We start from the raw sequence: 25,684 nt of genomic DNA, 5'->3' as shown, positions 1-25,684 counted from the left end.
TTAGAATGATTCTATGGTCTTTGAGTGGCGTTGATCACCCGCGGCAGTGGCAAATGCCGGATCCGTAAAGCAAGAAAGGGACGATGGCGGGTCACCGTCATCGTCCCTTTCCGATCCAATGTGTTCGTAGGTCACTCGACGTCGAATTTGACGCCCTGAGCGAGCGGCAGCGTTTTGCCGTAATTGATCGTGTTCGTCGTGCGGCGCATGTAGGCCTTCCAGGCATCCGAGCCGGATTCGCGGCCACCACCGGTTTCCTTTTCGCCACCGAAAGCACCGCCGATTTCGGCACCCGATGGGCCGAGGTTGACGTTGGCGATGCCGCAATCCGAACCGCGGGCGGAAACAAAGGTTTCGGCTTCACGCATGTCGTTCGTGAAGATCGACGATGAGAGGCCCTGCGGCACGGCATTGTGCAGTTCCAGCACGTCATCGAAATCCGTGTACTTCATGACATAGAGAATCGGTGCGAAGGTCTCTTGTTCGACAGGGCCGGTTTGCGACGGCATCTCCACAAGCGCCGGACGCACATAGAAGGCATCGGCAGCGCCGTTTTCGACGCGCTCGCCGCCCGTGATCTTGCCGCCAGCCGACTTTGCTTCGGACAAAGCCGACTGCATCTTGTCGAAGGCTGCCTTGTCGACCAGTGGACCGACAAGCGTACTGTTTTCCAGCGGGTTGCCGATCGTGACCGAGCCATAGGCCTTCTGCAGGCGCGGCACGAGTTTGTCGTAGACGCTCTCGTGCACGAAGAGACGGCGAAGCGTCGTGCAGCGCTGGCCAGCGGTCCCCATCGCCGAGAAGGCAACGCCGCGGAGCGTCAGATCGAGATCCGCCGTCGGGCAAATGATGGCGGCATTGTTGCCGCCGAGTTCGAGAATTGCGCGGGCAAAACGCTGCGACAAGCGCGGGCCGACGGCGCGGCCCATGGCCGTGGAGCCAGTTGCCGAAACCAGCGGCACCTTCGGATGATCGACGAGAACTTCGCCCACTGCGCGGCCGCCGATCAGCAGCGTCGAGAGGTTCGCCGGCGCCTGCCCGCCTTCAGCGACGAAACGCTTCAGCGCCTTTTCGAACAGCGCCTGCACGGCAAGTGCCGTCAGTGGCGTCTTTTCCGACGGCTTCCAGACAGTGGAATTGCCGCAGACCAGCGCCAGCGCCGCATTCCACGACCAGACGGCGACCGGGAAGTTGAAGGCCGAAATGATGCCGACGACGCCGAGCGGATGCCAGCTTTCCATCATGCGGTGCTCGGAGCGCTCGGTTGCAATGGTCAGGCCATAGAGCTGGCGCGAAAGGCCGACCGCAAAATCGCAGATATCGATCATTTCCTGGACTTCGCCGAGACCTTCGGACGTGATCTTGCCGACTTCGATCGAAACAAGGCGGCCAAGCGCCGGCTTGGCGGCGCGAAGCTCTTCGCCGAGCAAGCGGACGAGTTCGCCGCGCTTCGGCGCCGGAACCGCGCGCCATGCGGCAAAAGCGTTGTGCGCTTCGTCGATCGCCTTTTTGGCATCCGCAACGGAATGCTCCTTGAGCCGGCCGATTTCCTTGCCGGTGACCGGCGAAGTGACACGCAGGGTGCCGCCGGTATAGTGGTCCGCATCGACACCGAGTTCGGAAAGCAGTTTCTTCGTTTCGGCTGCGAGATCGAGCGTAGCAATAGTCATTGTCGTGTTTCCAACTTTCTTCTTCTTGAATGCGAGCTTTTACTCAAAAGCGCGCGTCGGCGAAGTGGGCGACCTGGGCGCCGGCTTCGTACCACATTTCCTTGAGCGCGCGGAAGCCGGGCTCCCGCAGGTCTGTAACCGGCAAGGGCAGGTCGGCCTCCGCGATCCTGCCCAGGACATGGTGCGCCAGCGTACGGCCGAATACCGTACCAGGCGCAATACCCCGGCCATTATAGCCGCAGAAGCCAACGACATTCGGAGCGAACTTGTGAAAGCGCGGCAGCGCATTGTCGGTCATGCCGATCTTGCCGTACCATTCGTATTCGAACTCCACGTCGCCGATCTGCGGAAAGAGCCTCTTCAGCGAGCGCTTCGCCCAACTTCTATGAACTGCAGCGCCGGTATTGCGCAACGCCCCGACACTACCGAAAACGAGGCGCCCGGCATGATCCATCCGGAAAGAGGACAGGATCTCCTTTGTATCCCAACAGCCTTCGCGGCCGGGCAAGATCGCTTTGCGCAGAGTATCGCCGAGCGGCGGCGTCGCGAGATTGAAATAGGGCAGATGTACCTGCTCGCAACGCACTTGTTCCCACGGCCCGGTGCTGTAGGCGTCCGTAGCGACGATAATCCAGTCAGCGGTCACCTGCCCGCTCCTGGTCTTGACCGTCCATCGGCTGCCGTTTTGTTCGGTTGCGATAACAGGGCTCGACGTATGGATCGAAACGCCTGCCTTGACAGCCGCATGCGCCAGACCCCGCGCATAAGCGAGCGGCTGCAGTGTTCCCGCACGCATATCGAGCAGCGAGCCGGCATAGGCGCTGCTGCCAACGCGACGTGCGGTCTCGGCGGCATCAAGCAGCGTCACTGGGGCCTCGCGCGCGGACCACTGCGCAGCACGCGCCTCGATTTCCTTCAATCCCTCCGCGCCGACGGCGCAATGTAGCGTGCCGCTCTTTTCAAGTTCGCAGGCGATATCGTGCTTTTCGATCAGCTCCATGACAAGGCGCGGCGCATGGCCCAGCATATCGAGCAGGCGGTCGCCGTAGGTCTGCCCGAGAATGCCAGGCAGATCGTCCGGCATCACCCACATGCCGGCATTGATCAGTCCAACATTGCGGCCGGCCCCGCCAAAACCGATCTCCTGAGCCTCCAACAGCACGACCTTCGAACCGGCTTCGGCAAGATGAAGACCGGACGACAGCCCGGTGTAGCCGCCGCCGACAATCACCACATCGGCCGGCACCGCGCCCTGCAGCGCGGATGTCTCCGGCGGCAATGGTGCGGTCTTTTCCCAAAGCCCGTGGGAGCGTGGATCATTCAGCATCGGTCAGTCCATTCCAAGCAAACGCGGCAGGCACTCTAGCGCCGTCCACGGCATTGCGGAAGCAGCCTCAGGCAACGGTTTTCAGCTCCAGAGCCGCAACCCCCAGCATCTTCATCGCGGTGTCAAGAGAGGCAGACTGGCGCTCGGCATAGAGCCTCAGCTCGTCTTGCACGGCGACGCCCAGCGCTTCTTCGAATGCTGCGCGGTTGGAGCGCGTCGCGTAGTTCTGCTGCTGATCTGTGCCGAGATTGGATTGAAAGATGCCTGCCGCACTGACCGGCAGGAAATCCTCATAAACGATCGGGTCGAAAGCCAGATAGCCGTCGGCGATCAGCGACTCCGTATCGCGCGGCAGCTTGCCCTCAGCGGCAGCCGCGATGCCGGCAGGCGTCGCGGAATAGTGAAAGAAGGCTAGCTCCTCGCAGCGCAGCGCGTCCCAACTGTCCGGCAACGATTTGAAGCGCCCGGTAAGCTCGGAATCATAATCGTTGGCCTTGGCTCCCGCAGCACCGACCTGCACTTCGCTGCGGACGGAAGCAAGCAGCCGGTCGTAGAGCGCCCTTCCTTTCGCCGTCAGCGCAACGCCGCGCTGCTCGATCTCCCCGAAACGGGCCGTATGCGTGCCCTGCGTCTTGTCCGCCTCGCCCGCGAAAGCGATCGGCTCTTCCAGCGCCTTGAAGCTCGTCTGGCGCAGCAGGATATCGCAGTCGCGGCGCGGCGGACCTTCGATGACGGCCTTCGGCGTGATGCCGCGTTCCGGCATGCGCCGCTGTACGCCGTCGATATCGAGCGTACGTGGCGTCAGATGGTTGATATGAGGGCCCTTGAAGCTGACGACATCGGCAATCAGGCGATGCGCATCGTGCAGACGCTTGTAGGTTTCCGCACTCACAGTCGCTTCGCCATGCCAGCGGAAGGTTTCGAGCGCCTCGGCAACGAATTCGACGGCTTGGGCCTCCGTCAGGCCGCCGCCCTGCTCATGGTGCTCGATCAGTTCGATGGCGCGCGGCGTATAGATGCGGCGCTTGGCCAGGATACGTTCCGCCTCGGCGCGAAGTCTCTGATCTTCGATCAGCTCAAGTCGCAGCAGCGAGGTAAAGACGCGAAACGGATTGACGTTGAGTGCGGCCTGGTCGACCGGCCGGAAACAGGTGGAATGCACCGGCACGCCCGCAACCGAAAGATCGTAGTAGCCGACCGCCTGCATGCCCATGACCGCGAAGAGACGGCGGATGGTGAAAAGCTCATCAGCCGTCCCGAGGCGGATCGCCCCATGGCGCTCGACATCGATGCGGTCGAGTTCACCCGCGCGCTCCAGCCGCTTGCGCAATTCGGGGTTCCCTGCCAATACCTCCGCATTCACGTCGGCCACAAGCTCTATCAGCGTGCCGTATTGCGGCACCTCCGCGCGATACATCTGAGACATCGCTTCGGTGAAAAGCGAACGGATGCGGTCGGTGGAAACGAAGGCGCTCGGCATGAAAGAACTCCGGGTCATTCCGATTCTGCAGGATAAAGTTCTTTACAAGGGCTTCAACGCCATGAATATCGACGTTTTGGAAACAGATCATTCTCAATCGGAATGAACCATGCTGCCTTCACGACGTTTTCTGCCGTCGATTTCATTGCTCGCCGCCTTCGAGGCCGTCGCCCGAACCGGCAGCGTGACGACGGCAGCACGCGAACTCGACCTCACCCAAAGCGCCGTCAGCCGCCAGATTAAGGCGCTGGAAGAACAGCTCGGCGCTGAACTGTTTCTTCGCGAACGCCAGACGGTGCGCCTCACGCTTGCAGGCGACAGCTATGCCCGCGAGGTCCGCGAAGCGCTTCGCCGTATATCCAGCGCTTCCCTGAACCTCCGCGCCAATCCGCATGGTGGAACGCTGAACCTCGCCATCCTGCCGACCTTCGGCACCCGCTGGCTGGCACCGCGCCTCAGCCGGTTCCTGAGCCAGAACCCGGGCGTGACCATCAATCTCGTCACCCGGCTCTCCTCCTTCGATTTCCGGCTCGATTCCATCGATGCCGCGATCCATTTCGGTCATCCGCAATGGCCGGGAGCGGAACTCACATTCCTGATGTCGGAAAAGACGGTTCCCGCCTGCAGCCCGGAATTCTTCAAGCAACACGGCATCGCCAAGGCAGAGGATCTTCCGAATGTTCCTCTTCTGCATCTGACGACGCGGACTGACGCTTGGGAGAAATGGTTCGCGGCCAACGGCGTGGCCTTCCAGAACGTGCACGGTATGCTCTTTGACCAGTTTGCGACTGCCGCACAGGCAGCGATCGCCGGTCTCGGTGTTGCGCTGCTTCCGACATTTCTCATTCAGGACGAACTGAGGCGCGGTGATCTTGTCGCGGCGATCGACCGGGAAATGGAAAGCAGCGAACGCTATTACCTCGCCTATCCTCCCGAGCGGGCCGACTATGCGCCGCTTTCAGCCTTTCGCGGCTGGATCATCGCCGAAGCCGAAGCGGGATAACGGAACGTCTTGCATCGGAAGAGTGCTTTCGAGCATTATGCGCCCAATCAGAATTTTTCGCAGGAAACCCTCATGAAGCCCATCTTCGTCCAGCTCCAATGCGCGCCCGGCAAGACCTACGACGTTGCCGACGCGATCTACAAAACGGAACGCGTCTCGGAGCTTTATTCAACGAGCGGCGATTACGACTTGCTTCTGAAGATCTACATCGAAGAGGGCCAGGATATCGGCAAATTCATCAACGACAACATCGCCAATATCCCCGGCATCGTACGGTCGCTGACGACGCTGACCTTCAAGGCCTTCTGACAGACGCGGTTAACCTTCTTCCGCAACAACCGCTCCGCAGGGCTCCCTGTAAACCGCGCTTTAACACCATCCAGTATCTGGTCAGAGAGATGCGGCCATGTGGCCGGTAGGTGGGCGCAATGTCAGCAGTGGAAACAGAGACCGTCACATCAGTGCCGCAGACACGCGCTGCGCCGCTGATCGTGCATGTCGTCCGCCAGTTCCTGCCGAACCGTGGCGGCCTTGAGGACGTTGTCGCCAATCTCGCCCGCCAGACAATTAAACACGGCTACCGCGTCCGCGTCATAACGCTCGATTCGCTCTTCACAACGCGAGACAACAAACTGCTGGCCCGCGAGGTGATCGACGGTATCGAGGTCGTCCGCATCTCCTGGTCGGGCAGCTCTCGCTATCCGATCGCACCCCAAGTCTTCCGTCACCTGGGAGATGCCTCGCTCATTCACGTGCACGGAATCGACTTCTTTTTCGATGCATTGGCGCTGGGACGTTTCCTGCACGGCAAGCCGATGATCGCGACCACCCATGGCGCCTTCTTCCACACACGAAAATATGCTGCGATCAAGAAAGTGTGGTTCCAGACGCTGACACGCATGTCAGCACGGGCGTACAAACGCATTGTCGGCTGCAGCGTTTCCGATCTGGAACAGTTTCGCAAAATCTCGCCAAGGACGAGCATCGTGATCGAGAACGGCGTGGATATCGGCAAGTTCGCCGACGGCGCATCTCAAAAACAGCGGCGCCGCCTTGTCACCATCGGCCGCTTTTCCGTCAACAAGCGGCTGGATCATCTGCTGGATGTCATGGTCGCTTTAAAGGGTCGCGATGCGGCCTGGCATCTCGATATCGTCGGGACCGAATCCGATCTGAATCGTTCGGATCTCGAGCGGAAGATCGAAAACAGAAGTCTTCGGGAAAGCGTCACGCTTCATATTTCGCCGGATAACGATAAGACTCGGGAGATCATCTCGAACGCCTCGATCTTTGCCTCGGCTTCGGAATACGAGGGCTTCGGCCTGGTTGCGCTGGAAGCCATGAGCGCGGGGCTGCTGCCGGTCCTGAACGCCAACGAGGCCTATACCGCTCTTGCAAACCGGCACGACCTCATCACGCTTGCCGATTTCACCAGCCCTCAAGCGGCCGCCGATGCAATCGAAGCAGCCTACCGGCGGCTCTCCTTCGAAGGGAATGCCTTGCGCCAAGCCCTGCTTGATGCTGCCCGGGGATATTCCTGGGATGTAGTCGCCGAACGTTATATCGACCTCTATAAATCTCTAGAGATCGGCGCCGCCACCAAGACCTGATCCACGTGGGATGCCGCTCAAGCCTTGGCGAGACGAAGGATCTCATCAAGCACGATGCGGCGCGATTCCGGCGGCGTCAGATTGTGGTCGGCATTCTGCAGCATCAACATCCGCACGTTCGGATAGCGCGACAGCTTGCGACCGCCAGGGCCGAAATGGAAGTACATATGGTCAAGTCCTACGTCGCCTTCGCTATAGATGAGCGTTAAAGGCACCTTGCGCTGGCCGAAGAGCGTGAATGATTGCCGGACCTCGCGGGCGATATGCCCCCGCTCGGGAAGCAACTCGATCAGCGGCGCGATCCTCGGCGACAGCCGGCGACCGGCGGCGATGAATATATTCTGCAGCGCCGCAAACACGTCCACCTCCCCGCGCAGCAGCCGCTTCATTGTATCCAGCCGGGCAAGCCGTTGGCCGTAATCGTCGAAGCTGCGGGGCACCGAAACGACGTGTTCCTTGCGAACAGGCATCTTCGGGTCCCAATAGTAGACGAAGGGATTGATCGAAATTACAGCCTTTAGCCTTTCGTCGGCGACCCCGGCACGGAAAGCAAGATAGCCGCCGCTGCAGCGGCCGGCGACCATGACCGGTCCCGAAGTGAACGTCTCGAGCAGGTCGAGTGCAGCGATCGCATCATCCGTCTGGCTAGCTGAATAGAGGACCTGCTCAGGCGCATCCGGACGCGGCACGCTGTCTCCGACGTTTGCCGAGTCGAAACGTAGCGAGACGATGCCTTGGCGCGCCAGCTCGCGGCTCATGTCGACCGTCGTTCTGCCCCAGCCCGCATGCCGGTCGTAAGCCGTCGACATGAAAAGCACCGCATTTCCCTTCGCCTGACCAAGTGGCCTGCTAACGACGCCGACGAGATGGTCATGACTTCCGAAGCGCACCGGGATTTCTTCGAATCCGTCGCCGACGAGCACCTGGTTCTCAAGCACAATGGGATAATGGCTGGAGGAGAAAGCCGTCGTCTTTTCGAGCCATTGCGTTAGCAAACCCACGACGGCCATTGGCGTCTTGGCGAAGAGCGGATTGGTTGCCAGCTCGTCATAGCCTTCGAAAACTTTCTGCTCGACATTCGCGCCGAGCGCCTTCAGGGCTTCTGCAAAGCCAGTATCTTCAGCGCGCGTCGGACGTTCGACGATCAGGTAGTTCGGCGCGGCAAGGCTCTGCGGCGAGGTTATCTTGAGCTTGCCGATTTCGGCGGCGATTGCCTCCGGCATGATCAGGCCGGCGATCTGTACCAGATCACTCTGGACGTGCTCTTTTCCGAGGCCGAGATCGGCATGGATGAGCTTCGACCACATGTTGACTTCGCGGAGATAACCTCGGCCGTTCAGGACCGGCGCGAGCATGACGACGCTATCCACGTCCTCGATCGCATGACCGATTCGATGAGCGAGCGTGGCGCCAAGACCCTGTCCCATAAGGATGATCCGGTCGCATGCGCTGAGCGACTTGAGTTTTGCTGCGGCCGCACGGATCGAGTTTTCCCATGTCTCCAGGCTTGCCGGCAGAGCGCCGAAATCCAGCGCATCGCCAGTGCCGCGGTAGTCGAAACGCAGGCTCGGCACGCCGATATCCGAGAAATGTTCTGCTGCGACACGAAAGAACTTACGGCTGCACATTTCCTCGAAGCCCCAGGGACTGACGAAGAGAACCGCAGTCGAGCGCTTGGTAGCCGCAGAGCTTTCAGGCATGAACAGGCCAATCGTGCCGTCAAAGACGACAGGCAGGGCCGCGCTACGCCCCGCCCCCTCGGCCGGCTCCTGTGAAAATTCCTCGTCGGAGGGTGTGTCATTTTTCCGGCCGTTCGAAGACGCCGTGATGAAATCGACCGCACGCCTTGCAGGCACCTGAAGCAGCATCGGCACTTTGTCGAGGATAGAGCGGATCACCTCGATGTCTTCGAGCGGCACGGCATGAAGGACCCTCAGCGCAGCAAAATAGGAGAGCGCTCCACCCGCAATAGCAGCGACAAGTCCGACAGGACCTTGAATGAAGGCCAGCACGGCGAGAGCTCCGCACGCGCACAGAATCGAGGCCAGAGTGACCTTGATCAGGCTGACGTAGAGTCCTGAAAGTCGATATCCAAATCCGGTTTGCTTGATCATCATAACCGACATTGCAACAAAGACGGCTATGCGCACGAGCGCGGCACCCTCAGCTGCAAGCCTAGGTACAATCAGTAAACAACCCACTACCATTATTAGGCCACCAATCACACTGATGGTGAGACGGGCGCGGGCTCTGTCCATCGACAGCAGGTAGAGGCTGAGGATCTGCATGCAGGTATAGGCGGGAGCGACAAGCGCCAGCAGGGCGACCACCGGCCCGCTCCGGCGGAAGGCCTCGCCGAACACCACCACCACGAGTTCGCTGGAGATTGCGGCAAGCCCCAAACTCATCGGCAGGACGATATAGGCCATGCTGCGCGTGACCGCCGAGAAGACTTCCACCGGAAGCGTCGAGTCGTCGCTTTTGTGCCGCCGCTCCGAATAATAGGGCAGCAGGCTGCCCGTCATCTGGATGGGAAGCTGCAGGGCGATATTGGCGATCGACAGACCGACAGCATAGTAGCCGACCATCTCCACCGACCAGAATTGCTGCAGGAACAAAAGTTCGAGACGGTTGAGAAAGATGGAATCGATGATGAACTGAATCGACAGGATGGCCGACGACGAGGCGAGATATTTCAGCGAGACGCCGCACCAGTCGCGCCGGGCGAGAAGGACCGGCAGCGTAGCAATAAAAAGCACAAGCTGGCCGGCGGCATAACCGATCAGGACGCCTTCGACACCATGAGTGACCGCGCCGATGACTACACCAACCAGCTGGATGAGGGAGACGACGATCGTCAGCCGAAAGAAGGCGCCAAGCCGCTTCTCGCCGATCAGGTAGAATTTAACGAAGGAGCCGATCGCCTGGATGAAGAATAGGATACCCGTCACCAGCGCAACGGAGGGCGCGGTTTCCGCCCAGTGCATTTCCTCCGATGTCAGGAAAAAGGCGGCATAAAGCGCCAGAAGCACTATTGTCGAACAGACCATGAAGGTCACGAGGATGGCGGCAAAACCGCGTCGCCGCCTTTCATCAAACCCTTGGGCGGTTAGCTGCGGCAATGTCTTGAGCAGGGTGATGCTGGAACCGAGTTCGGCGATTGAAGCGCCGATCACCACCAGCCAGAGGGAAAAGGCGACGATGCCGTTGGCTTCGGGACCGAGCATGCGGGCGGTTATGATCGATGAAACGAAACCGGTCAGAAGCAGCAGCATACCTGCAGCCCCATTCATCATCGAGTTTCCTATAATTCCTTTCGACATCTATCCATCCGCCTGAAGGCCGGGTTGGCCCGGATTAAATCACCCTTAAAGTGAAAATGTTAAAACAAAGCAGAGCAGCGTCAGCTTGGCTGGCTGCGCGTCATCGCAAGCGCTGAAAACGCCTTCTCGTAGGTATGCGCCGCCAGATAGCTCAATAGGAATGTACGGGCGTTTTCGGCCTTTTGCCGGGCGGCCTCGGGCGCGAGAAATATCTGCCTAAGATGCGCCGCGGCCTGCTCCGGCGAAGGGTCTGCCCAGACCGCGTTTTTCAACCGCGCGAATTCCGGATGTTCATCCGCCACCGGAACAAGAGGGGACTCGACCAGCCACGTATTTTCGGAATCGCAGAAATCCACCGTGCCCGACCAATTGGTGGAAACGACCGGCGTTCGCTGCATGATAGCCTCGGCGACCGTCAGGCCAAAGCCTTCGGAACGGTGTAGTGAAAGATAGGCATCGGAATCCCGGATAAGCCCGTTGATTTCGGAACTTGTGAGGTTGTCTGTGACGATCCTGATTCGGCTGCTTCCCTCAACGGAGCGCGCGAGCGCCTGCAACCCCTCGTCCTTGCCGATATCGCCACTGGTCTTCATCAGCAAAAAGGCGTTTGGGTACTCGGCGCTGAAGATCTGGAAGGCTTTGATGACCGCCTGCGGGTTCTTTCGATTGATTGACGAGCCGGCGCTGAAAATGAAACTGACGAGAAAGGCATCCTCCTCGATGGCGAATTTCCGACGAACGCCTTCGGCGGCGGGTTTTTCCGTTACCGGATGCGGGACAATGATGACGGGTGCGGACGTAAACGGCTGGATCGCCCGTTTGGTGAATTCCGACGGGACGAAGATCGCATTCATGTAACGCATGGCGTTCCGCCATTCGGCCGGCACTTCTTCCAGTTCCCAGGCCCAGTAACCGATATTGAAGGCACGAGGAAAATTCCCAATACCTTTCCTCAGGATAGCGCGCGGCAACATGGGGGGATTGAGATGCCAGATACGCGTACCCGGACGGGTGGCTGGCACCCGTGACGGCGCCCATTCGACAAGCGAGCTCTCGCCTGAACGTGTGCTGACATCGGCAGACTGGATGCCAAGTCCTGAATCAGACAAGGCGCCAACGCAGAGCCGAGCGGATTCCCCGACCCCCGCGGCCATGGAAAAATAGCCCACGACCTCCAACGGCTTGTCGGGATCGAAGGCGAGAGGTGATTTCGGGACGAGCCGCTGAAGTACATGGGCGCGGAGAAAGCGGTACGTCGTTCTCAAGCTGCAGCCTTTCCGGTTGTGTCGATCTTGGCCTTCTGCATGGATCGTTAAGCCTGAAGCCCGAAACGGCGCGAACTGCCTAGACTTCTGACATCGCCCGTCGGCACTTCATCTTCCGCCATCCCCCGGATGGGTCGCAGCTGCACGCGCTTGGAAGCGCCGGGCGCGAGGTGGAACCAATCCTCATCCACCCGGAAGCCATCGATATCGAGATGCACCGATTGTGCCAGCCGATCGGTCCTCAGATCGATTAGCCAGGCATCGCCATCCCTTAGGACCGATGCCTCGATCGTCGCGTCATGAAGCGCCTTCGACCGTCCGAGCGGGAAATGGAATGCTTCGGCAAGAAGGTCGCCATCGGCGGAGCGCAGCCGTGCGACGGTCACGTCATGGGAAGGCGGACCGAAACGGAAAGCATAAGTCGTGTCAAAAAATGCACCGAAGAGCTCGGTTGCCGCGAGTTTTTCCTTGGATCTTGGCGCGATTGCCAATGCACGGCTGCCGCCGACGGCCCTCTGCTTGCCGTCTCGCAGGCAGACGACTTCAAGTTCAACGGGCAAGCTTTCGCCGGTTTCATTGATGACATGGACGTCGAGGCCGTTCGTGCCCTCGTCCGTCAGCAGCACCTGAACCGTGCGGAAGGCGCGGCGCATGGCATACCAGACCGGCTTCGGCTCCCCGGTGGAATCGACAACGCCCCAGCCGGGACCGGGCAGAATATCTTGAAGCGTCCAGACAAGAGCACCATTGCAGTTCGAACCCTTGCGCCGCCATTCGGCGAAGGTTTCCGTTAGAACCTCGCCGGTGACGGCACGGGACAGATCGAGATAGTGCTCAGGATTTTCGCGGCGCAGCGCCGCTGGGTCGACGTCATAAAGTTCCTCCAGGTAGAAGTCGCGAACATCCTCGAAATCCCAGGAGGCACTTCGATCGCGCGGAACGCGAGCCTTCCACAGCGGACTATGGACCGCCGGGACATCCAGATGCCGCTGCAGCGTCTTTTGCTGCGGAACATGGGCGAAGGCGAGGCTTTCGGCGGCAAAGCGAACATCGGCGCGACGGGCGTCCTCGAGCGGGCGCATGTAGGCGCCGACGCCGTAAAAATGCGTGACGCCGGCATTTGGCGAGAAAGGCATGGCCCCACCATGAGGGGAGTTCGGCACATAGGGCACATCGGGGCGCATACGCGCTGCAATCGCCGGGATGACGTCCTCCGACAGTGGGCTGTTCCAGAATTCCTGCGGTAGCCCAAGCATCGCGGCTTGCTGATGAATCTCGCTCCCGCCGCAAAGAACCGCAAGCGAAGGAGAGGCCTGGACTCCATGAAGGAACCCTTCGACCTCTGCATGAACATGTCCCATGAATGATTTGTCGCTTCGCGGATAGTCGAAATTGGCGAACATGAAGTCCTGCCAAACGAGAATGCCGAGTTCATCGCAGAGCCCGAAGAACTCTGGCGTCTCATAGGCCATCGTGCCGCCGATGCGGATCATGTTCATACCCGCGCCGGCAGCAAGGCGCAGGAAGGGCTCGTAGTCGGCGCGCGCACCCGGCAGTCGAACGATGTCAGCCGTCGTCCAGACAGCACCACGGCAGAAGACGGGCTCGCCATTCACCCGAAGGCCGAACCCGTTGCCATCGACACCATGATCGACTTCGATCCGCCGGAAGCCGGTCTTGCCGAGCGAATATTCGATGCCATCCGCAACGAGCATCGGTCCGTAAAGATGCGGGGTCCCATGCGTATGTGGCCACCACGGCGTGACCTGCGGAAGTTTGAGGATCGCCGAATAATGATTTCCGCCGACCTTCTCGAAGTTTTGCTCCACCTCTCCGCAGCGAAACAGCATCTCGGGATTTTCAGCGTCCGTGTGCAGCGAAACGCTGAGACGGCCGATGCCGCTCTCTTCCAACACAGCCCGGATCGAGACGTTGTCGATCGACATCACGCTGCGGCGGACAAGCGTAATCGGCCGCCAAGGACCGACAGCATGAATTTCGGGGCACCAGCCAGGCATGTAGCCAAACAACGTCGTGCGAACATTCTTGAGCCCTTGCGGTACTATCATCTGGGGACGCCAGCGGGCGCGGGCGCCGGGCTCCGTTAGACGGGGACCGAGGGCACGGAAGCAAAGGGCGACATCATCGCCGCCCACAAGCGTGACCGGGATCTCATGCGCCGCAAACATGCTCTCGGAAAAAAGGATTTCCTGGCCGTTCAGAAAAACATGGCAGAGCGTCGCAAGCCCTTCAAAACGAAGGATAGCGTCGCCAGGCACGGCGTCGAAGAGCCTGCAGACATACCAAGCGTCCTTGGTATTCAGCGGCTCCGGATTTTCGCGATCGAAGAGACCCGCGCGCTCCAGAGCGTCAGCCACTGTACCGGGAACGGGCGCGGCAATGAACTTCGAAGAAGGCGGAATGTCGCGCGGCGTCGCGCAGGTTCCCGGTTCCGTCAAAACCAGATTCCAGCCTTCGGAAAGCAAGACCTCTTCGGCACCGACGCTCGCCAACCGCCCCCGCATGCTCAAGCCCCCGGTATCAAAGCCGATCGGAAATCGACGTCATCATGGCATCCCACGCATCTGCCGCCGGATCAAGCGCCGTCTGCAATGGCTCGAACTTCCTGCGCGTGACGGCCCGGGCAAGCTGGAATTGTACCGACTTCGCCACTTCGGAGATGCGCCGGGCACTCTCTTCGGCTTGCACGAACTTGCCCCGCGAAAGCCACGCGAGATGATCCGCAGCCAGCTCGAAATTGGCGCCGAACTGTCGCAATGTGTTGAAGGCGTATTTGTGAAAGAAGCCGAAAGGCCGCTCTGCGACAGCCTCCACCTGCTGCGGGAATTGTTTGGCGAAGGCGCGGATCGGATTTTCGGCGGGCCGGCGCGAAAAATGGACCTTGAAAAGACGGCCAGCCACATCCCGGATATAATTCTCGCCGGCAAACGTTCGCGGAAATTTTGCAAATTCGGTATAAGGCAGGAAGGGCCGATCCTTGTCCGTCAGTTGCGCTTGGAAGAGACCGTCGAAATCCTCGCCCTCGAGTTCAAAATAGCCGGCATTGTGAAAATACTCGACACGCTTCGCGGCAGTGTCCAGCCGATTGATGGCCACAGTCGTCTTGCCATGCTCGGAACGATAGGCCGTGCCCTGAGTGTCCGGCATATAGAAGGAGTCCATCTCGATCAGGCAGAGACGGCCCCGCCCGATCTGCGTTTCGATGTGATGCTCGACGCGGTCGAAGATTGCGAGTTCGGTGACACGGATGTCGTAGAGCGCCTCGAGATCTTCGAGCCGCACCTTGAAGAAGGTGAACTGATCCCCCTCGAAATCCTGCGTCAGCGTGAAGCCGAGCATCGCTTCAGGCGGCAGACCTAGCGTGTTCAGCACTTCGATCCAGAGGTCGATATAGCAGTTTGTTTCCGGCCACATGCGCTCGCTGGAGTGCAGGGCATGCTGGCGGTAGCCATCTGGACGGATGGCCAGGAAGACGGAGGACATGAGACCGCTCAGCCCCAGAGCGCGTTGCGGACATCCGCCGGCCATTCCTTCACGTCGAGTCCGTGATGATGGAACAGCGCAAGCGCGATGCGCTCGAGACCGAAGCCGACGCAGGCGGTGTGTGCGACGCTGCCGTCTTCGAGATTGAGACCCCACTTCTGGCCGAAGGAGTCCTGATGATAGTTGAAGCTCATGCAGGCCGTCGGCTTGGCGGTCGATGTGATCGGGATCAGCAGCTCGAACTTCAGGTTTTGATCACGCTGGTTATTGACCATCATCTTGCCCGCGCGACCGAAGAATGGGTCGTTGGCGACGTCGATGACGACTTCGAGGCCGACCTGCTTCATCATCTCGACACCGCGATCCATCCAGCGCTGGCGGAAGTCGGTGACGTGGCTTTCCGTGCCCATGCAGACATATTCGCGCATGCGGAAAAGCTGCTGGCGGGCGGGGTCCTTCGATGGTTCATGGCGGAAGCAATAGGACTGCAGGTCGAAGAGACCGCCTTTGGCAGGCAGATTGCCGCGCTTGGCGATCACTGGGTAAAGCGGATAGCAGGCGGCCGGCGTAAGCACGATATCCGTCGCTTCCTGGCCCTTTGTCCAGTCGTCGCCGACTTCTATGCACTGAAGCAGGCTCATGTGGTCAAGTTCGCTGCCGCAGAAGCTGTGGACAGTGCCAGCAAGCTGCGGGAAGCTTTTCATGTAACCACTCTTTTCGAAGAGGGCGCGGTTCATGCCGGGCGGAAAGCGCATGGCTTCGGCACCATCGGCACCGCCGAATTTGTCGATCAGCCGCTCGAAGGCAGTGATGACGTCTTCGAACTGTCCGCTGCGGCCATAAAGACCATCGATACCGGTATCGATCAAAAGGCCGGATTCGAAGAGCCGGTCCAAAAACGAGGTCTGCATATCCATGACTGTCACCCCAATAGGCTAGTGTCCTGCTTGTGGACGAGAAGCATGCTCGACGTGTTGCCGAGGATGCGGTCATTCGAGATCATAAGCTGTGCGGAATGGGCGTCGCGCAAATGACGGCCGAGGCTGAAGGGCGTGCCGTTCTTGTAGCCCATGATGCCGCAGATCAGCATGGCGTGGTTGACGATCTCCAGGATCGTTTCCGACGACGCAATCTTCACGTTGTTCATTGCCACCGCAAAGCCCATCGAGGAAAGCTTGTCCGGATCGGCCTTGGCATCTTCATAGGCTTTGAGACCGGCCACGACGTTCGATTTCACCATCTGCAGCAGGTTGGAGACTTCGGCGAGCCGCAGCGCACCGGGAGGTGGAGTACCGGGAGACTTGCGGGCGGCAGCGCGGACAAAAGCCTGCGCGCGGGAAACGGCATCGACCGCGATGCCATACCACACGCCGCTCCAGAGCAGGTGCGACGAAGCGAGCATCGATTGTGCGGCGATCTCGGCGAAAGGCTTCGGCAGGATCTGAACGGCGGGCGCTTCCCCCTTGAAGAGGAAGCCGTCGGAGCAGGTGCCGCGCATGCCGAGCGTATTCCAGACGTGCGTGCGCTCGAGTGTGTATTGGTCCTTGAGAAAGGCGGTCAGAACTTGATCGGAGGAGGCAGCCTCCGGATGGCTGCGCGAGGTAACAAGGATCGCGTCGGCATGCGAGCCGTAGGAGATGACGGTCGCGTCCTTTTCGAGACGACAGCTGTCGCTGCTGATTTCGATGGCGCAGATGCTGTTGCGCAGGTTGCCGCCGATACCGCCTTCGGTTGTCGCCGATGCGATCAGCAATTGCTCGGCCGCGATGCGCCGCATGAAGCCTGCATGCCATTCGCTTTCGGTACCGTGCTCGGCAACGCTCGAAAGCTTGATGTGGTGCATGGCAAAAACCATGGCACTCGCGGCGCAGGCCTGGCCAAGAACGGAGCAGAGTTCGGCGATTTCGGTCGTTGAAGCGCCCTCGCCGCCGAGATGGCGCGGCACCTGAATGCCGAGCAGCCGCTCGGCTTTCATTGCGTCGACAGCCTCGCGCGGAAAGCGGCTTTCGGCGTCGACATCGTCGGCATATTTCGCGGCGATCTCGGCAACGCGCGCCGTTCTGACGGTAAAACTCTCTTCCGTGATCTTGACCGGAAAGTTCATCATGCGACCTTCCGGTTGTCCTTGATGATATCGACGGTTTTTTCGATCGCGGAGATGCTGGCAAAGGACTTGCGGTTGAGGAGATTGTCCGGGAATTCAATATCGAAGGCTTCTTCGATACCGAGCATGAGTTGCACGGAAGCAAAGGACGTTAGACCAACCGCATAAAGATCGGCGTCGTCGGCCACCTGATCGATCGAAACGGGCAGCTTGCCGAATTTGGCGAGCAGTTCGCGGATTGTCTTGTTCATCCTTAGCACCTCCAAGATGTCATGATCCCGAGCTGGCGATTATCGCCTTCATCATGAGCGTTCTTTTAGGCCGGAAAACCAAATATTCCGCTAACTTGTCTGGTTAAATATGAGGAAGACTCGCACTTAAAGTTTTAGCAACTACCTTGCCGCAACAGCTTTTATCTTTTTCGTGACAGATACTTAGCCGTTACTCCTGCCGCAAATGATAAAATTGGTATCTGGGCTGAAAGTGCGGAAATGAGACATTTGTGTTTGCTTTCTGTCACTCGGAGGGAGGGTAGGAATGTTCGCCGCCCCGGTAATCCGACACGGAGAAGCAGCCATCCGCGCTCTTCCGGATAGCGCTCTCGCCGATCACTGCTTTCCCGTAACCACCTGGAATATCAAGAATATAGGCTGGCTGACAGAGGCCCGAGATGCGCCCGCGCAGCGAAGAAACGATCTTCTGACCCTCCTCGATCGTCAGCCGGAAATGGCTGGTGCCGGGTGCCAGGTCGGGATGATGCAAATAGTAAGGTTTGATGCGCGTCTCGACGAAGGCCTTCATCAAATCTGCCAGAACGGCAGCATCGTCGTTCACGCCTTTCAAAAGTACGGACTGGCTGATCATGACGAGACCGGCATCTACGAGCCGTGCACAGGCTGCGCGGGCCTCGCTTGTCAGCTCGCGCGGATGATTGGCATGGAGCGCGATATAAGTTGTCTTGCCGCTCGCTTTCAAGGCGGCGATCAATGCGGCATCGATCTTCGGCGGATCGACAACGGGTACGCGCGTGTGGAACCGGACGATCTTCACATGATCGATAGCTGCAAGCTCCCGCGTGATCTCATCAAGCCGCCGCGACGAAAGGACGAGCGGGTCGCCGCCCGTGAGGATTACTTCCCATATCTCCGGATGGCTGCTTATATAGTCGAAAGCAGCCTTCATCGCCGCCGGCTCAAGCGTGCCAAGCCCTTGAGGACCGACCATCTCTCGCCTGAAGCAGAAGCGGCAATAGACCGGGCAGACGTGCACGGCCTTCAGCAGCACGCGATCCGGATAGCGGTGTACGATGCCCTCAACCGGGCTGTGCGCATGATCGCCGATCGGGTCGGCGCGCTCTTCAGGTGTTGCAATAAGCTCGGCTATATCGGGCACGAATTGACGCGCGATCGGATCGGCCGCATCGGTCCGATCGATTAGCTTGGTAACGGTGGGTGTCAGAGCGATCGCATATCGTGCGGCCACCTCTTCCAATGCCTGCCGATCGCGATCGGATACCAACCCGGCGTTCGCCAGGTCATCGACGCTTTTGATCGGCCGGACGATATTCATCGACCGTACTCCGCAACCGGCGTCCAGAGCACCTGGTCGATACGCGATGCGCCCGTTGCCAGCATCACTAGCCGATCAAAGCCAAGCGCAATGCCGCTTGCCTCCGGCATGATCGAAAGCGCATCAAGGAAATCCTCGTCGAGCGGGTAGCGTTCACCGTATATGCGCGCTTTTTCAGCCATCTCGATCTCGAAACGGCGGCGTTGTTCTGCCGCATTAGTAAGTTCGCCGAAGCCGTTCGCCAACTCGACACCGCAGGCATAGAGCTCGAAACGCTCCGCAACTCGCGGATCGCGCGCCGAGGGACGGGCAAGTGCGGCCTCGGAAACCGGGTACTCGTCAAGAATGGTCACCCGCCCGAAACCTAAGTGCGGCTCTATCTTTTCAACAAGCGCGCGGCTGAAAAGATCAGCCCAGCCGTCGTCGGCAGAAACGCGGATGCCATTCCGGCGCAGTTCGGAGGCCAAATACTCCCGGTCCGTCGATCCATCTGCGGCGATCGACGCCAGCAGGTCAATGCCTCCATAGCGCTCGAACGCCTCTGCGACACTGATGCGTTCAGGCCCAGCAAAGGGGTCGGTCTCGGCGCCCCGGTAGGCCAGCTTCGGCGTCTTGATGGTTTCGGCGGCCAGCGCCAGAAGCCGCACGCAATCCATCATCAGCGTCTCGTAGCTTTCGCCGGCGCGATACCATTCCAGCATCGTGAATTCGGGATGATGCAGCGGGCCGCGCTCGCGGTTGCGATAGACATGCGCGAAGCAGGCAATGCGCTGCTCGCCGGCTGAGAGCAGCTTCTTGCAGGCAAATTCCGGCGAGGTGTGCAGGTAGAATGGCGTCGCCTGCCCGTCTGTCGTCAGCGCCTCGGTTGCGAAAGCGTGCAGATGCGCCTCGTTTCCCGGCGAAACCTGCAGTGTCGCCGTGTCAACCTCGATGAAATCCTCGCGAGCGAAGTAGCCGCGCAGCGCCCCCTGGATTGCATTCCGCCCGATCAGGAAAGGGCGGCGATCCGCATGGACGCTCGGCGTCCACCAGGGAGACGCTTTGGCGCTGACAAGGTTCATACTCAGCTTTCTTCGTCTAGCCAGCCAATGCGAGGGCTGGCCTTTTGCCGGATTTTAGGTTAGTTGCGCCCCAACGAAAAACAATGTGCGTCATTGAGGCCCTTTCGACAGTCCCTCTACGACGCCAAAAGCCGAGTTACAAGGAAGTCTTATGGTCAAGGTCATCGCCTCTTCGGTCCGCAAGGGCAACGTTCTCGACGTAGACGGCAAACTCTACGTCGTTCTCACCGCGCAGAACTTCCACCCTGGCAAGGGCACGCCAGTCACCCAGGTGGACATGCGCCGGATCGTTGATGGCGTAAAGGTGTCCGAGCGCTGGCGCACGACAGAGCAGGTCGAGCGCGCCTTCGTCGAAGACGTGAACTTCCAGTTCCTTTACGAAGACGGCGAAGGCTTCCACTTCATGAACCCGGCGAACTATGACCAGGTTGTCGTCGACAATGAAACGATGGGCGACCAGAAGGCTTACCTCCAGGAAGGTATGACGTGCGTTCTGTCGATCCATGAAGGCATTCCGCTGGCGATCCAACTGCCGCGCCACGTCACGCTCGAGATCGTCGAGACGGAACCGGTCGTCAAAGGGCAGACGGCGTCTTCCTCCTACAAGCCGGCAATGCTTTCGAACGGCGTGCGCACCATGGTGCCGCCGCATATCAACGCCGGCACCCGCGTCGTTGTCGCAACGGAAGACAACTCCTACGTCGAACGCGCCAAGGATTGATCCTTCGGACATGTCAGACAGAGAGGCCGGCCTGACGCCGGCCTTTTTTGTTGGGCTCAGAGGTGAGGATTACGCGGCCGGTATTTCTTGACGAGCTGCTGGTTGACGGCAGCAGCCCCCGGCATGTTGGCACTGAGATAGACCGGTGCATCGCCGGACTTCGAAAGCTCCGCCGCGACTTCCGCAAAGATCGCGTTCAGCACCGTTGCTCCGACTGCCGTCGACACCGGGCCGACCTTGAGGCCGCTTCCAGCCAGATCGAGCACGGCATCGCCGGGCGGAAGGCCGTTGTCCAGCACTACATCTGCGATATCCGCGAGCCGGCGGCGGCCGTTGGCAATCGCGCTTGAATAGGCAAGCGAGGTAATGGCAATCACCTTGGCGCCGATCTCCCGGCCATAATCCGCAGCCTCGATCGGTGCGGCATTCACGCCCGAGTTCGAAGCGATGACGATGACATCGCCCGGTTGCATGCCGTAGCGCTCCAACACCGGGCGGACGAGACCCTCTGTGCGCTCATAGACTGAGCTGATCACCGCCCCCTCGTGCAGCATGGCAGAGCCGACCAGAACTGGCACGGTGAAGGCCAGACCGCCGGCGCGATAGTGCACCTCCTCAGCCAGCATATGCGAATGGCCAGTGCCGAATACATAAACGCGCTTGTCGTTACGTGCCGCATCGAGGATTGCTGCGGCCGCCTTCGCCATCGGTTCTTCAAGACTTTTCTTCAAAACCTCCAAACGGCCGATCAGATTGGAAAAATAAGCATCCGTAACCGCGGTCATGGCATTTCCTTCACTTCAGGCCGCTTCGCCGCCGATCCAAGTGGCAGTAACTTCGATCGCATCCGTCAGATGCACGAGGTCGGCACGCGCTCCCGGCGAAAGATGGCCATAATCATCGAGCCGGAGAGAGCGGGCCGGATAAAGCGTTGCCATGCGCAGTGCCTCGGAAAGCGTCAGATCGAGATAGGTGACGCCATAGCGGATGGTCGACGCCATATCGACGTCGGATCCGGCAAGCGTTCCGTCCGAAAGCACCAGCTTCGAGCAGAAGCCCCCCTTCTCACGCCGCACGGTGCGGCCGTTCAATGTGAACGTATCTTTTTCGGAGCCAACCAGCGACATGGCGTCCGTCACGAAGAAGAGCTTACCCTCCCCGCGCTTGGCACGAAGTGCCGTGCGCAGCGCTTTCGGATCGACATGGTGGCCGTCGGCGATGATGCCGCACCACGTCGACGGATGGTCGATCGCGGCCCCGACCAGACCGGGCGCGCGATGGCCCATCTGGCTCATGGCGTTGAAAAGATGGGTGACGCCGCGTGCACCGGCATCGAACCGCTCTTCCGCGGCTTCGCTGGAACAATCCGAATGACCGATGCTAACGATGACGCCGGCTTCGCTCAGTTCGCGAACCTGCGCGACCGTCACCTGCTCGGCCGCCATCGTCACGAGCAGCGTACCGATGGCCTCGCGGGCTCGGATTAAGGCTTTGACATCCCTGTCTTCGACCGGGCGCATCAGTTCGGCAAGATGCGCACCTTTACGGGCGGGTGCCAGATGCGGACCTTCCAGATGAAGACCGGCCACGCCGCGGTTGGTTTTGACCGCATCCTTCGCTGCCTCGATCGCCGCCGCCGTCGCCTCTGCCGTATCGGTGATCAGCGTCGGCAGCAGTGCCGTCGTGCCGTAACGCCGGTGCCCCTCGGCGATGATATGCATTGACGATGCCGACGGCTCATCATTCAGCATACGCCCACCGCCGCCATTCACCTGCGCATCGACGAAACCTGCCGAAAGCACGCCGCCGTCAAGCAAGATCGTCTCGCGCTCGGGCAATCCGTTTCGCGGAACGATGGCCTCGACCCGGCCATTGACAACGATCAGCGCTCTTCCGTCGTGGAACCTCTCGCCATCGAAGATGCGGGCACCGGTGAAAATCTTGCGGGGCATCATATCGTCTCCGTGACTTTGAGCAGGTTCGCCGGCTTATCCGGATCGAAACCCTTGCGACGCGTAACCGACTCGATCAGGCGATAGTAGACGAGAAGCGACACCAGCGGATCGAGCAGGCCGCTGCCCGTCGTCGGCACGCGCAGATTGACGCCGGACAGCGGTTGCGCCGAAAACGGCACCGTCGTTGCGCCGAGCTTCTGCAACCGTTCCAGCGCCTGAACATTGTTGGCATAGGCCGCATCATCGGGCATGAAGGCGACGATCGGGAAACCCGGCTGTACGAGACGCATCGGGCCATGCATCAGTTCGGCCAGCGAGAAGGCTTCCGCGTGAAGGCCGGATGTTTCCTTGGCTTTCAGCGCGGCCTCAAGCGCGATCGCGAATGCCGGACCGCGGCCTGCTATATAAAGCGAGGTTGCATCGAAGAGCACGTCTTCTGCCGCACCCGTATCGATACCCACAGTCGCCGATAGAGCCTCCGGCAATTTCTCCAATGAGGCTTGGAGATCAGCCTTGCTGCCAATCGCAGCCGTCACGCCGGCAAGCGCTGCGACCGAGGCAATGAACGACTTGGTCGCGGCAACGCTCTTTTCCGCACCCGCATTGAGGTCCAGAACGATATCCGCCTGCTTCGCAAGCGGGCTGTCAGTGACGTTCACGACTGCGATCGTCTTCGCGCCGCCGCGTTTGGCGGCTTCCTGAAGGGCGACGATATCCGGGCTGGCGCCCGATTGCGAAACCGTGAAGTGAACGCCACCCTTCAGCTGCAGAGGTGTACCATAGACAGACGCGATCGATGGGCCGATCGAGGCCACGGGAACACCGGTGGTGATTTCAAAGAGATACTTGAAGAAGGTTGCGGCATGGTCCGAAGAGCCGCGCGCGGCCGTCGTCACCACGCTCGGACGAGCCGAGGAAAACAGCTTGGCGATCTCGGCGAACACCGGCTTTTCCTTTTGAAGCAGCGAGGCGACCACGTCCGGCGACTGACCCGCCTCCTGCAGCATCAGCGACTGGTTCTCACTCATAGGTCATCTCCAATTCTCAGTTCGGCTACGAAATCATAGGCATCGCCGCGGTAATGCGAGCGGGTGTATTCCACGACCCGCTGATCTTCCAGGCGGGAAATCCGTTCGATCAAAAGCGCCGGCGCACCGGTCTTCACATTCAGCATCGAGGCCGAGGAAGGGTCGAGCGTCACGGCGGTTAGCCGCTGCAGAGCACGCACCGGCTTGTGGCCGCTTGCCGCCAGCGCATCATAAAGCGATCCCTCGCCGCCGGCATTGTTGCCGAGGAACTTGACCGGCACAACCGCCCGTTCGATCGCCAGCGGCAAGCCATCCGCAAGGCGCAAACGATCCAAGCGCAGAACGGTCTCATCCTGCCCCAAACCGAGGAGGAAGGATTCTTCCGGCGACGGCGAATTGATCGTACGGGACAGTATCCTTGCGGCCGGCGAACGGCCACGTGACCGCATATCGGCCGAGAAAGACGAAAGACGCCAGAGCGGCTGCTCCATGCGCTCGACCTTGCTGGAAACGAAAGTACCGCTGCCGTGTCGCGACTCCAATGCACCGGAACTCATCAGATCACGATAGGCGGTCCGCACTGTCACGCGGCCAAGCTTCAGGGCCTCGGCGAGGTCACGCTCTCCGGGAAGAGGCGCCCCCGGCTTAAGAAGGCCTTCCTGAATGAGGCCCGTCAAAGCCAGCGCCAACCGCTTGTACAGCGGTCCCGCCATCACGTCATCGCGCAGACCGCGGGCATTGAGCTCCGCTACCAGACTGGTTCTATCCATGGATAGGCAATAGAACCTATTTAGAACCACTTTTCAAGTTGAATCTATATAGGCAAAATAAAACCCTCGTGACGGGCACGAGGGTTCAAGGGCGAGGCAATATCCCCGCAGAGATCAGCTCTTCGTGAAGATGTAGTCCGTCTCCTGCCGCAGCACGTCGCCTGGGCGCAGCACCGCATTCGGGAAGCCTTCGTGGTTGATTGCATCCGGCCAGACCTGCGTTTCAAGGCAGAAACCGGCAAAGGGCCCGTATTTCCGGCCGCCGATGCCCGGTACCGCAACGTCGAGCTTGAAGCCGGCATAGAACTGCACTCCCGGTTCAGTAGTCCGAACCTCCAGCGAGACACCTGAATTGACGCTGCGTGCCAGTACGACGGAGCGCTTTGCCATGCGTTCCGTCGAAAGGCAGAAATTATGATCGTAAAGCGCCTGCTCNGCGTGCCAGTACGACGGAGCGCTTTGCCATGCGTTCCGTCGAAAGGCAGAAATTATGATCGTAAAGCGCCTGCTCTCCACCTTCGAGCCGCTTCATCGGCGCCATTTCGCGGAAATCGAACACCGTGCCTTCGACGGGACGGACCTCGCCGGTCGGAATCTGCCTGTCATTGGTCGGTAGATAATGATCGGCAGCGATCATGATGTCGTGGCCGAGCGCATCCTCGCGGCCGTCGAGGTTGAAATAGGCATGCTGGCAGACATTGGCGAGCGTCGGCTGGTCGGTGGTCGTTTCATAGAGAACCGAGAACTCGCCATTGCCATGGACCCGGTAAGTCGCTTGGACCGTGCAATTGCCCGGATAGCCGGCACGGCCATCCGGGTCGACAATCTTCAGCACGACGCGATCGACCTCATGCTCGACGATCGTCCAGTTGCGCTTGGCGATATTGTCGCTTCCGCCATGCAGATGCGAAACGCCCTTCTCGTTGAGTTCGAGCTGATAGGCCTTGCCATCGAGCATGAATTTGCCATCGCCGATGCGGTTGGCGCAGCGGCCGGGCGTCGCGCCGAAATAGGCGGAATGGGCCGGATAGCTGGCAAAGTCGTCGAAGCCGAGCAGGAGAGGGGCATCATGCCCATCGAGCCGGAGATCCTGTATGACCGCACCCCAAGTCATGATCTTGGCGGTGAGACCACCGCCCTTGATCTCGACGCGATAGACGGTTTCGCCGTCTTTCGCCGTTCCGAAAACTTCCCGTTCGAGCTTTTCTGACATGGTCCGCCATTCCCAAATCTGTGTTGATTTCAGGTCGCGAACCTGCCCCCATTTGCCAAGGACCGCAACCACCAAGCACAA

Annotated in this window: 20 protein-coding genes and 1 pseudogene; 4 read left to right on the top strand and 17 right to left on the bottom strand. The window is 60.0% G+C overall.

What is annotated here, in order from left to right; translation table 11 throughout:
• Positions 1-131: 131 nt before the first annotated feature.
• The 3 genes from amaB to hglS all read right to left on the bottom strand — a co-directional run bounded on the left by amaB (position 132) and on the right by hglS (position 4,495).
• Positions 132-1,670, bottom strand: coding sequence for an L-piperidine-6-carboxylate dehydrogenase (gene amaB, locus BN1800_RS26690; RefSeq protein WP_087001848.1), 1,539 nt, complete (start codon positions 1,668-1,670; stop codon positions 132-134).
• 43 nt (positions 1,671-1,713) lie between these two features.
• Entirely contained in the window at positions 1,714-2,997 is a 1,284-nt protein-coding gene (locus BN1800_RS26685) for an NAD(P)/FAD-dependent oxidoreductase (protein WP_087001847.1), read from the bottom strand.
• A 67-nt stretch (positions 2,998-3,064) separates the two neighbouring features.
• Complete coding sequence (gene hglS / locus BN1800_RS26680) at positions 3,065-4,495, bottom strand: 2-oxoadipate dioxygenase/decarboxylase HglS (protein ID WP_179213897.1); 1,431 nt, start codon at positions 4,493-4,495, stop codon at positions 3,065-3,067.
• Positions 4,496-4,586: 91 nt separating this feature from the next.
• On the opposite strand from hglS, the gene BN1800_RS26675 reads away from it, so the two are divergent.
• The 3 genes from BN1800_RS26675 to BN1800_RS26665 all read left to right on the top strand — a co-directional run bounded on the left by BN1800_RS26675 (position 4,587) and on the right by BN1800_RS26665 (position 7,090).
• Positions 4,587-5,480, top strand: a complete 894-nt coding sequence (locus BN1800_RS26675; protein WP_087001845.1) for a LysR family transcriptional regulator — start codon at positions 4,587-4,589, stop codon at positions 5,478-5,480.
• A gap of 72 nt (positions 5,481-5,552) precedes the next feature.
• Positions 5,553-5,789, top strand: coding sequence for an Lrp/AsnC ligand binding domain-containing protein (locus BN1800_RS26670; protein ID WP_027512108.1), 237 nt, complete (start codon positions 5,553-5,555; stop codon positions 5,787-5,789).
• Between the two features lie 119 nt (positions 5,790-5,908).
• On the top strand, positions 5,909-7,090 hold the full coding sequence (locus BN1800_RS26665) for a glycosyltransferase family 4 protein (RefSeq protein ID WP_087001844.1): 1,182 nt from the start codon (positions 5,909-5,911) through the stop codon (positions 7,088-7,090).
• Between the two features lie 17 nt (positions 7,091-7,107).
• Here BN1800_RS26665 and BN1800_RS26660 read toward each other — a convergent pair whose 3' ends face one another.
• From BN1800_RS26660 to epmA, 9 genes are all read right to left on the bottom strand, one after another.
• Positions 7,108-10,413 (bottom strand): oligosaccharide flippase family protein, encoded by a 3,306-nt coding sequence (locus BN1800_RS26660; RefSeq protein WP_087001843.1) that lies wholly within the window; start codon positions 10,411-10,413, stop codon positions 7,108-7,110.
• An 80-nt stretch (positions 10,414-10,493) separates the two neighbouring features.
• On the bottom strand, positions 10,494-11,678 hold the full coding sequence (locus tag BN1800_RS26655) for a glycosyltransferase family 4 protein (protein WP_027512105.1): 1,185 nt from the start codon (positions 11,676-11,678) through the stop codon (positions 10,494-10,496).
• A gap of 47 nt (positions 11,679-11,725) precedes the next feature.
• On the bottom strand, positions 11,726-14,203 hold the full coding sequence (locus tag BN1800_RS26650; RefSeq protein WP_087001842.1) for a glycosyl hydrolase 2 galactose-binding domain-containing protein: 2,478 nt from the start codon (positions 14,201-14,203) through the stop codon (positions 11,726-11,728).
• A 16-nt stretch (positions 14,204-14,219) separates the two neighbouring features.
• Entirely contained in the window at positions 14,220-15,182 is a 963-nt protein-coding gene (locus BN1800_RS26645; protein ID WP_087001841.1) for a DUF1839 family protein, read from the bottom strand.
• An 8-nt stretch (positions 15,183-15,190) separates the two neighbouring features.
• Positions 15,191-16,099: an amino acid--[acyl-carrier-protein] ligase gene (locus BN1800_RS26640; protein ID WP_087001840.1), complete on the bottom strand. Its 909-nt coding sequence runs from the start codon at positions 16,097-16,099 to the stop codon at positions 15,191-15,193.
• A gap of 5 nt (positions 16,100-16,104) precedes the next feature.
• Positions 16,105-17,286 carry an acyl-CoA dehydrogenase family protein gene (locus BN1800_RS26635; protein ID WP_087001871.1) on the bottom strand — a complete coding sequence of 394 codons (1,182 nt, stop codon included), beginning with the start codon at positions 17,284-17,286 and terminating at the stop codon, positions 16,105-16,107.
• A complete protein-coding gene (locus BN1800_RS26630; protein ID WP_027512100.1) occupies positions 17,286-17,537 on the bottom strand; it encodes an acyl carrier protein in 252 nt (83 codons plus the stop codon). Before BN1800_RS26630 ends, BN1800_RS26635 begins: the two co-directional genes overlap by 1 nt.
• Positions 17,538-17,802: 265 nt before the next feature.
• Entirely contained in the window at positions 17,803-18,855 is a 1,053-nt protein-coding gene (locus BN1800_RS26625; RefSeq protein WP_087001839.1) for a lysine-2,3-aminomutase-like protein, read from the bottom strand.
• On the bottom strand, positions 18,852-19,916 hold the full coding sequence (epmA, locus tag BN1800_RS26620) for an EF-P lysine aminoacylase EpmA (protein WP_087001838.1): 1,065 nt from the start codon (positions 19,914-19,916) through the stop codon (positions 18,852-18,854). The genes BN1800_RS26625 and epmA overlap by 4 nt, the downstream gene beginning before the upstream one ends.
• A gap of 151 nt (positions 19,917-20,067) precedes the next feature.
• Between epmA and efp the strand changes: the two genes are divergently transcribed.
• Positions 20,068-20,637 carry an elongation factor P gene (gene efp / locus BN1800_RS26615; RefSeq protein WP_027512097.1) on the top strand — a complete coding sequence of 190 codons (570 nt, stop codon included), beginning with the start codon at positions 20,068-20,070 and terminating at the stop codon, positions 20,635-20,637.
• Between the two features lie 56 nt (positions 20,638-20,693).
• Here efp and BN1800_RS26610 read toward each other — a convergent pair whose 3' ends face one another.
• The 5 genes and pseudogenes from BN1800_RS26610 to BN1800_RS26590 all read right to left on the bottom strand — a co-directional run bounded on the left by BN1800_RS26610 (position 20,694) and on the right by BN1800_RS26590 (position 25,603).
• Positions 20,694-21,422 carry an SIS domain-containing protein gene (locus BN1800_RS26610; protein ID WP_087001837.1) on the bottom strand — a complete coding sequence of 243 codons (729 nt, stop codon included), beginning with the start codon at positions 21,420-21,422 and terminating at the stop codon, positions 20,694-20,696.
• A 15-nt stretch (positions 21,423-21,437) separates the two neighbouring features.
• A complete protein-coding gene (nagA, locus tag BN1800_RS26605) occupies positions 21,438-22,589 on the bottom strand; it encodes an N-acetylglucosamine-6-phosphate deacetylase (RefSeq protein ID WP_087001870.1) in 1,152 nt (383 codons plus the stop codon).
• Positions 22,589-23,620: an SIS domain-containing protein gene (locus tag BN1800_RS26600; protein WP_087001836.1), complete on the bottom strand. Its 1,032-nt coding sequence runs from the start codon at positions 23,618-23,620 to the stop codon at positions 22,589-22,591. Before BN1800_RS26600 ends, nagA begins: the two co-directional genes overlap by 1 nt.
• The gene (locus BN1800_RS26595; protein WP_027512093.1) at positions 23,617-24,390 is read right to left on the bottom strand and encodes a GntR family transcriptional regulator; all 774 of its coding nucleotides are present in this window, start codon (positions 24,388-24,390) and stop codon (positions 23,617-23,619) included. Before BN1800_RS26595 ends, BN1800_RS26600 begins: the two co-directional genes overlap by 4 nt.
• 114 nt (positions 24,391-24,504) lie before the next feature.
• Positions 24,505-25,603 (bottom strand): annotated as a pseudogene (locus tag BN1800_RS26590) (aldose epimerase family protein).
• Positions 25,604-25,684 lie beyond the last annotated feature (81 nt).

The organism is Rhizobium sullae (assembly GCF_900169785.1).
Taxonomy (GTDB): domain Bacteria; phylum Pseudomonadota; class Alphaproteobacteria; order Rhizobiales; family Rhizobiaceae; genus Rhizobium; species Rhizobium sullae.
This window is presented reverse-complemented; position numbering and strand designations above follow the sequence as displayed.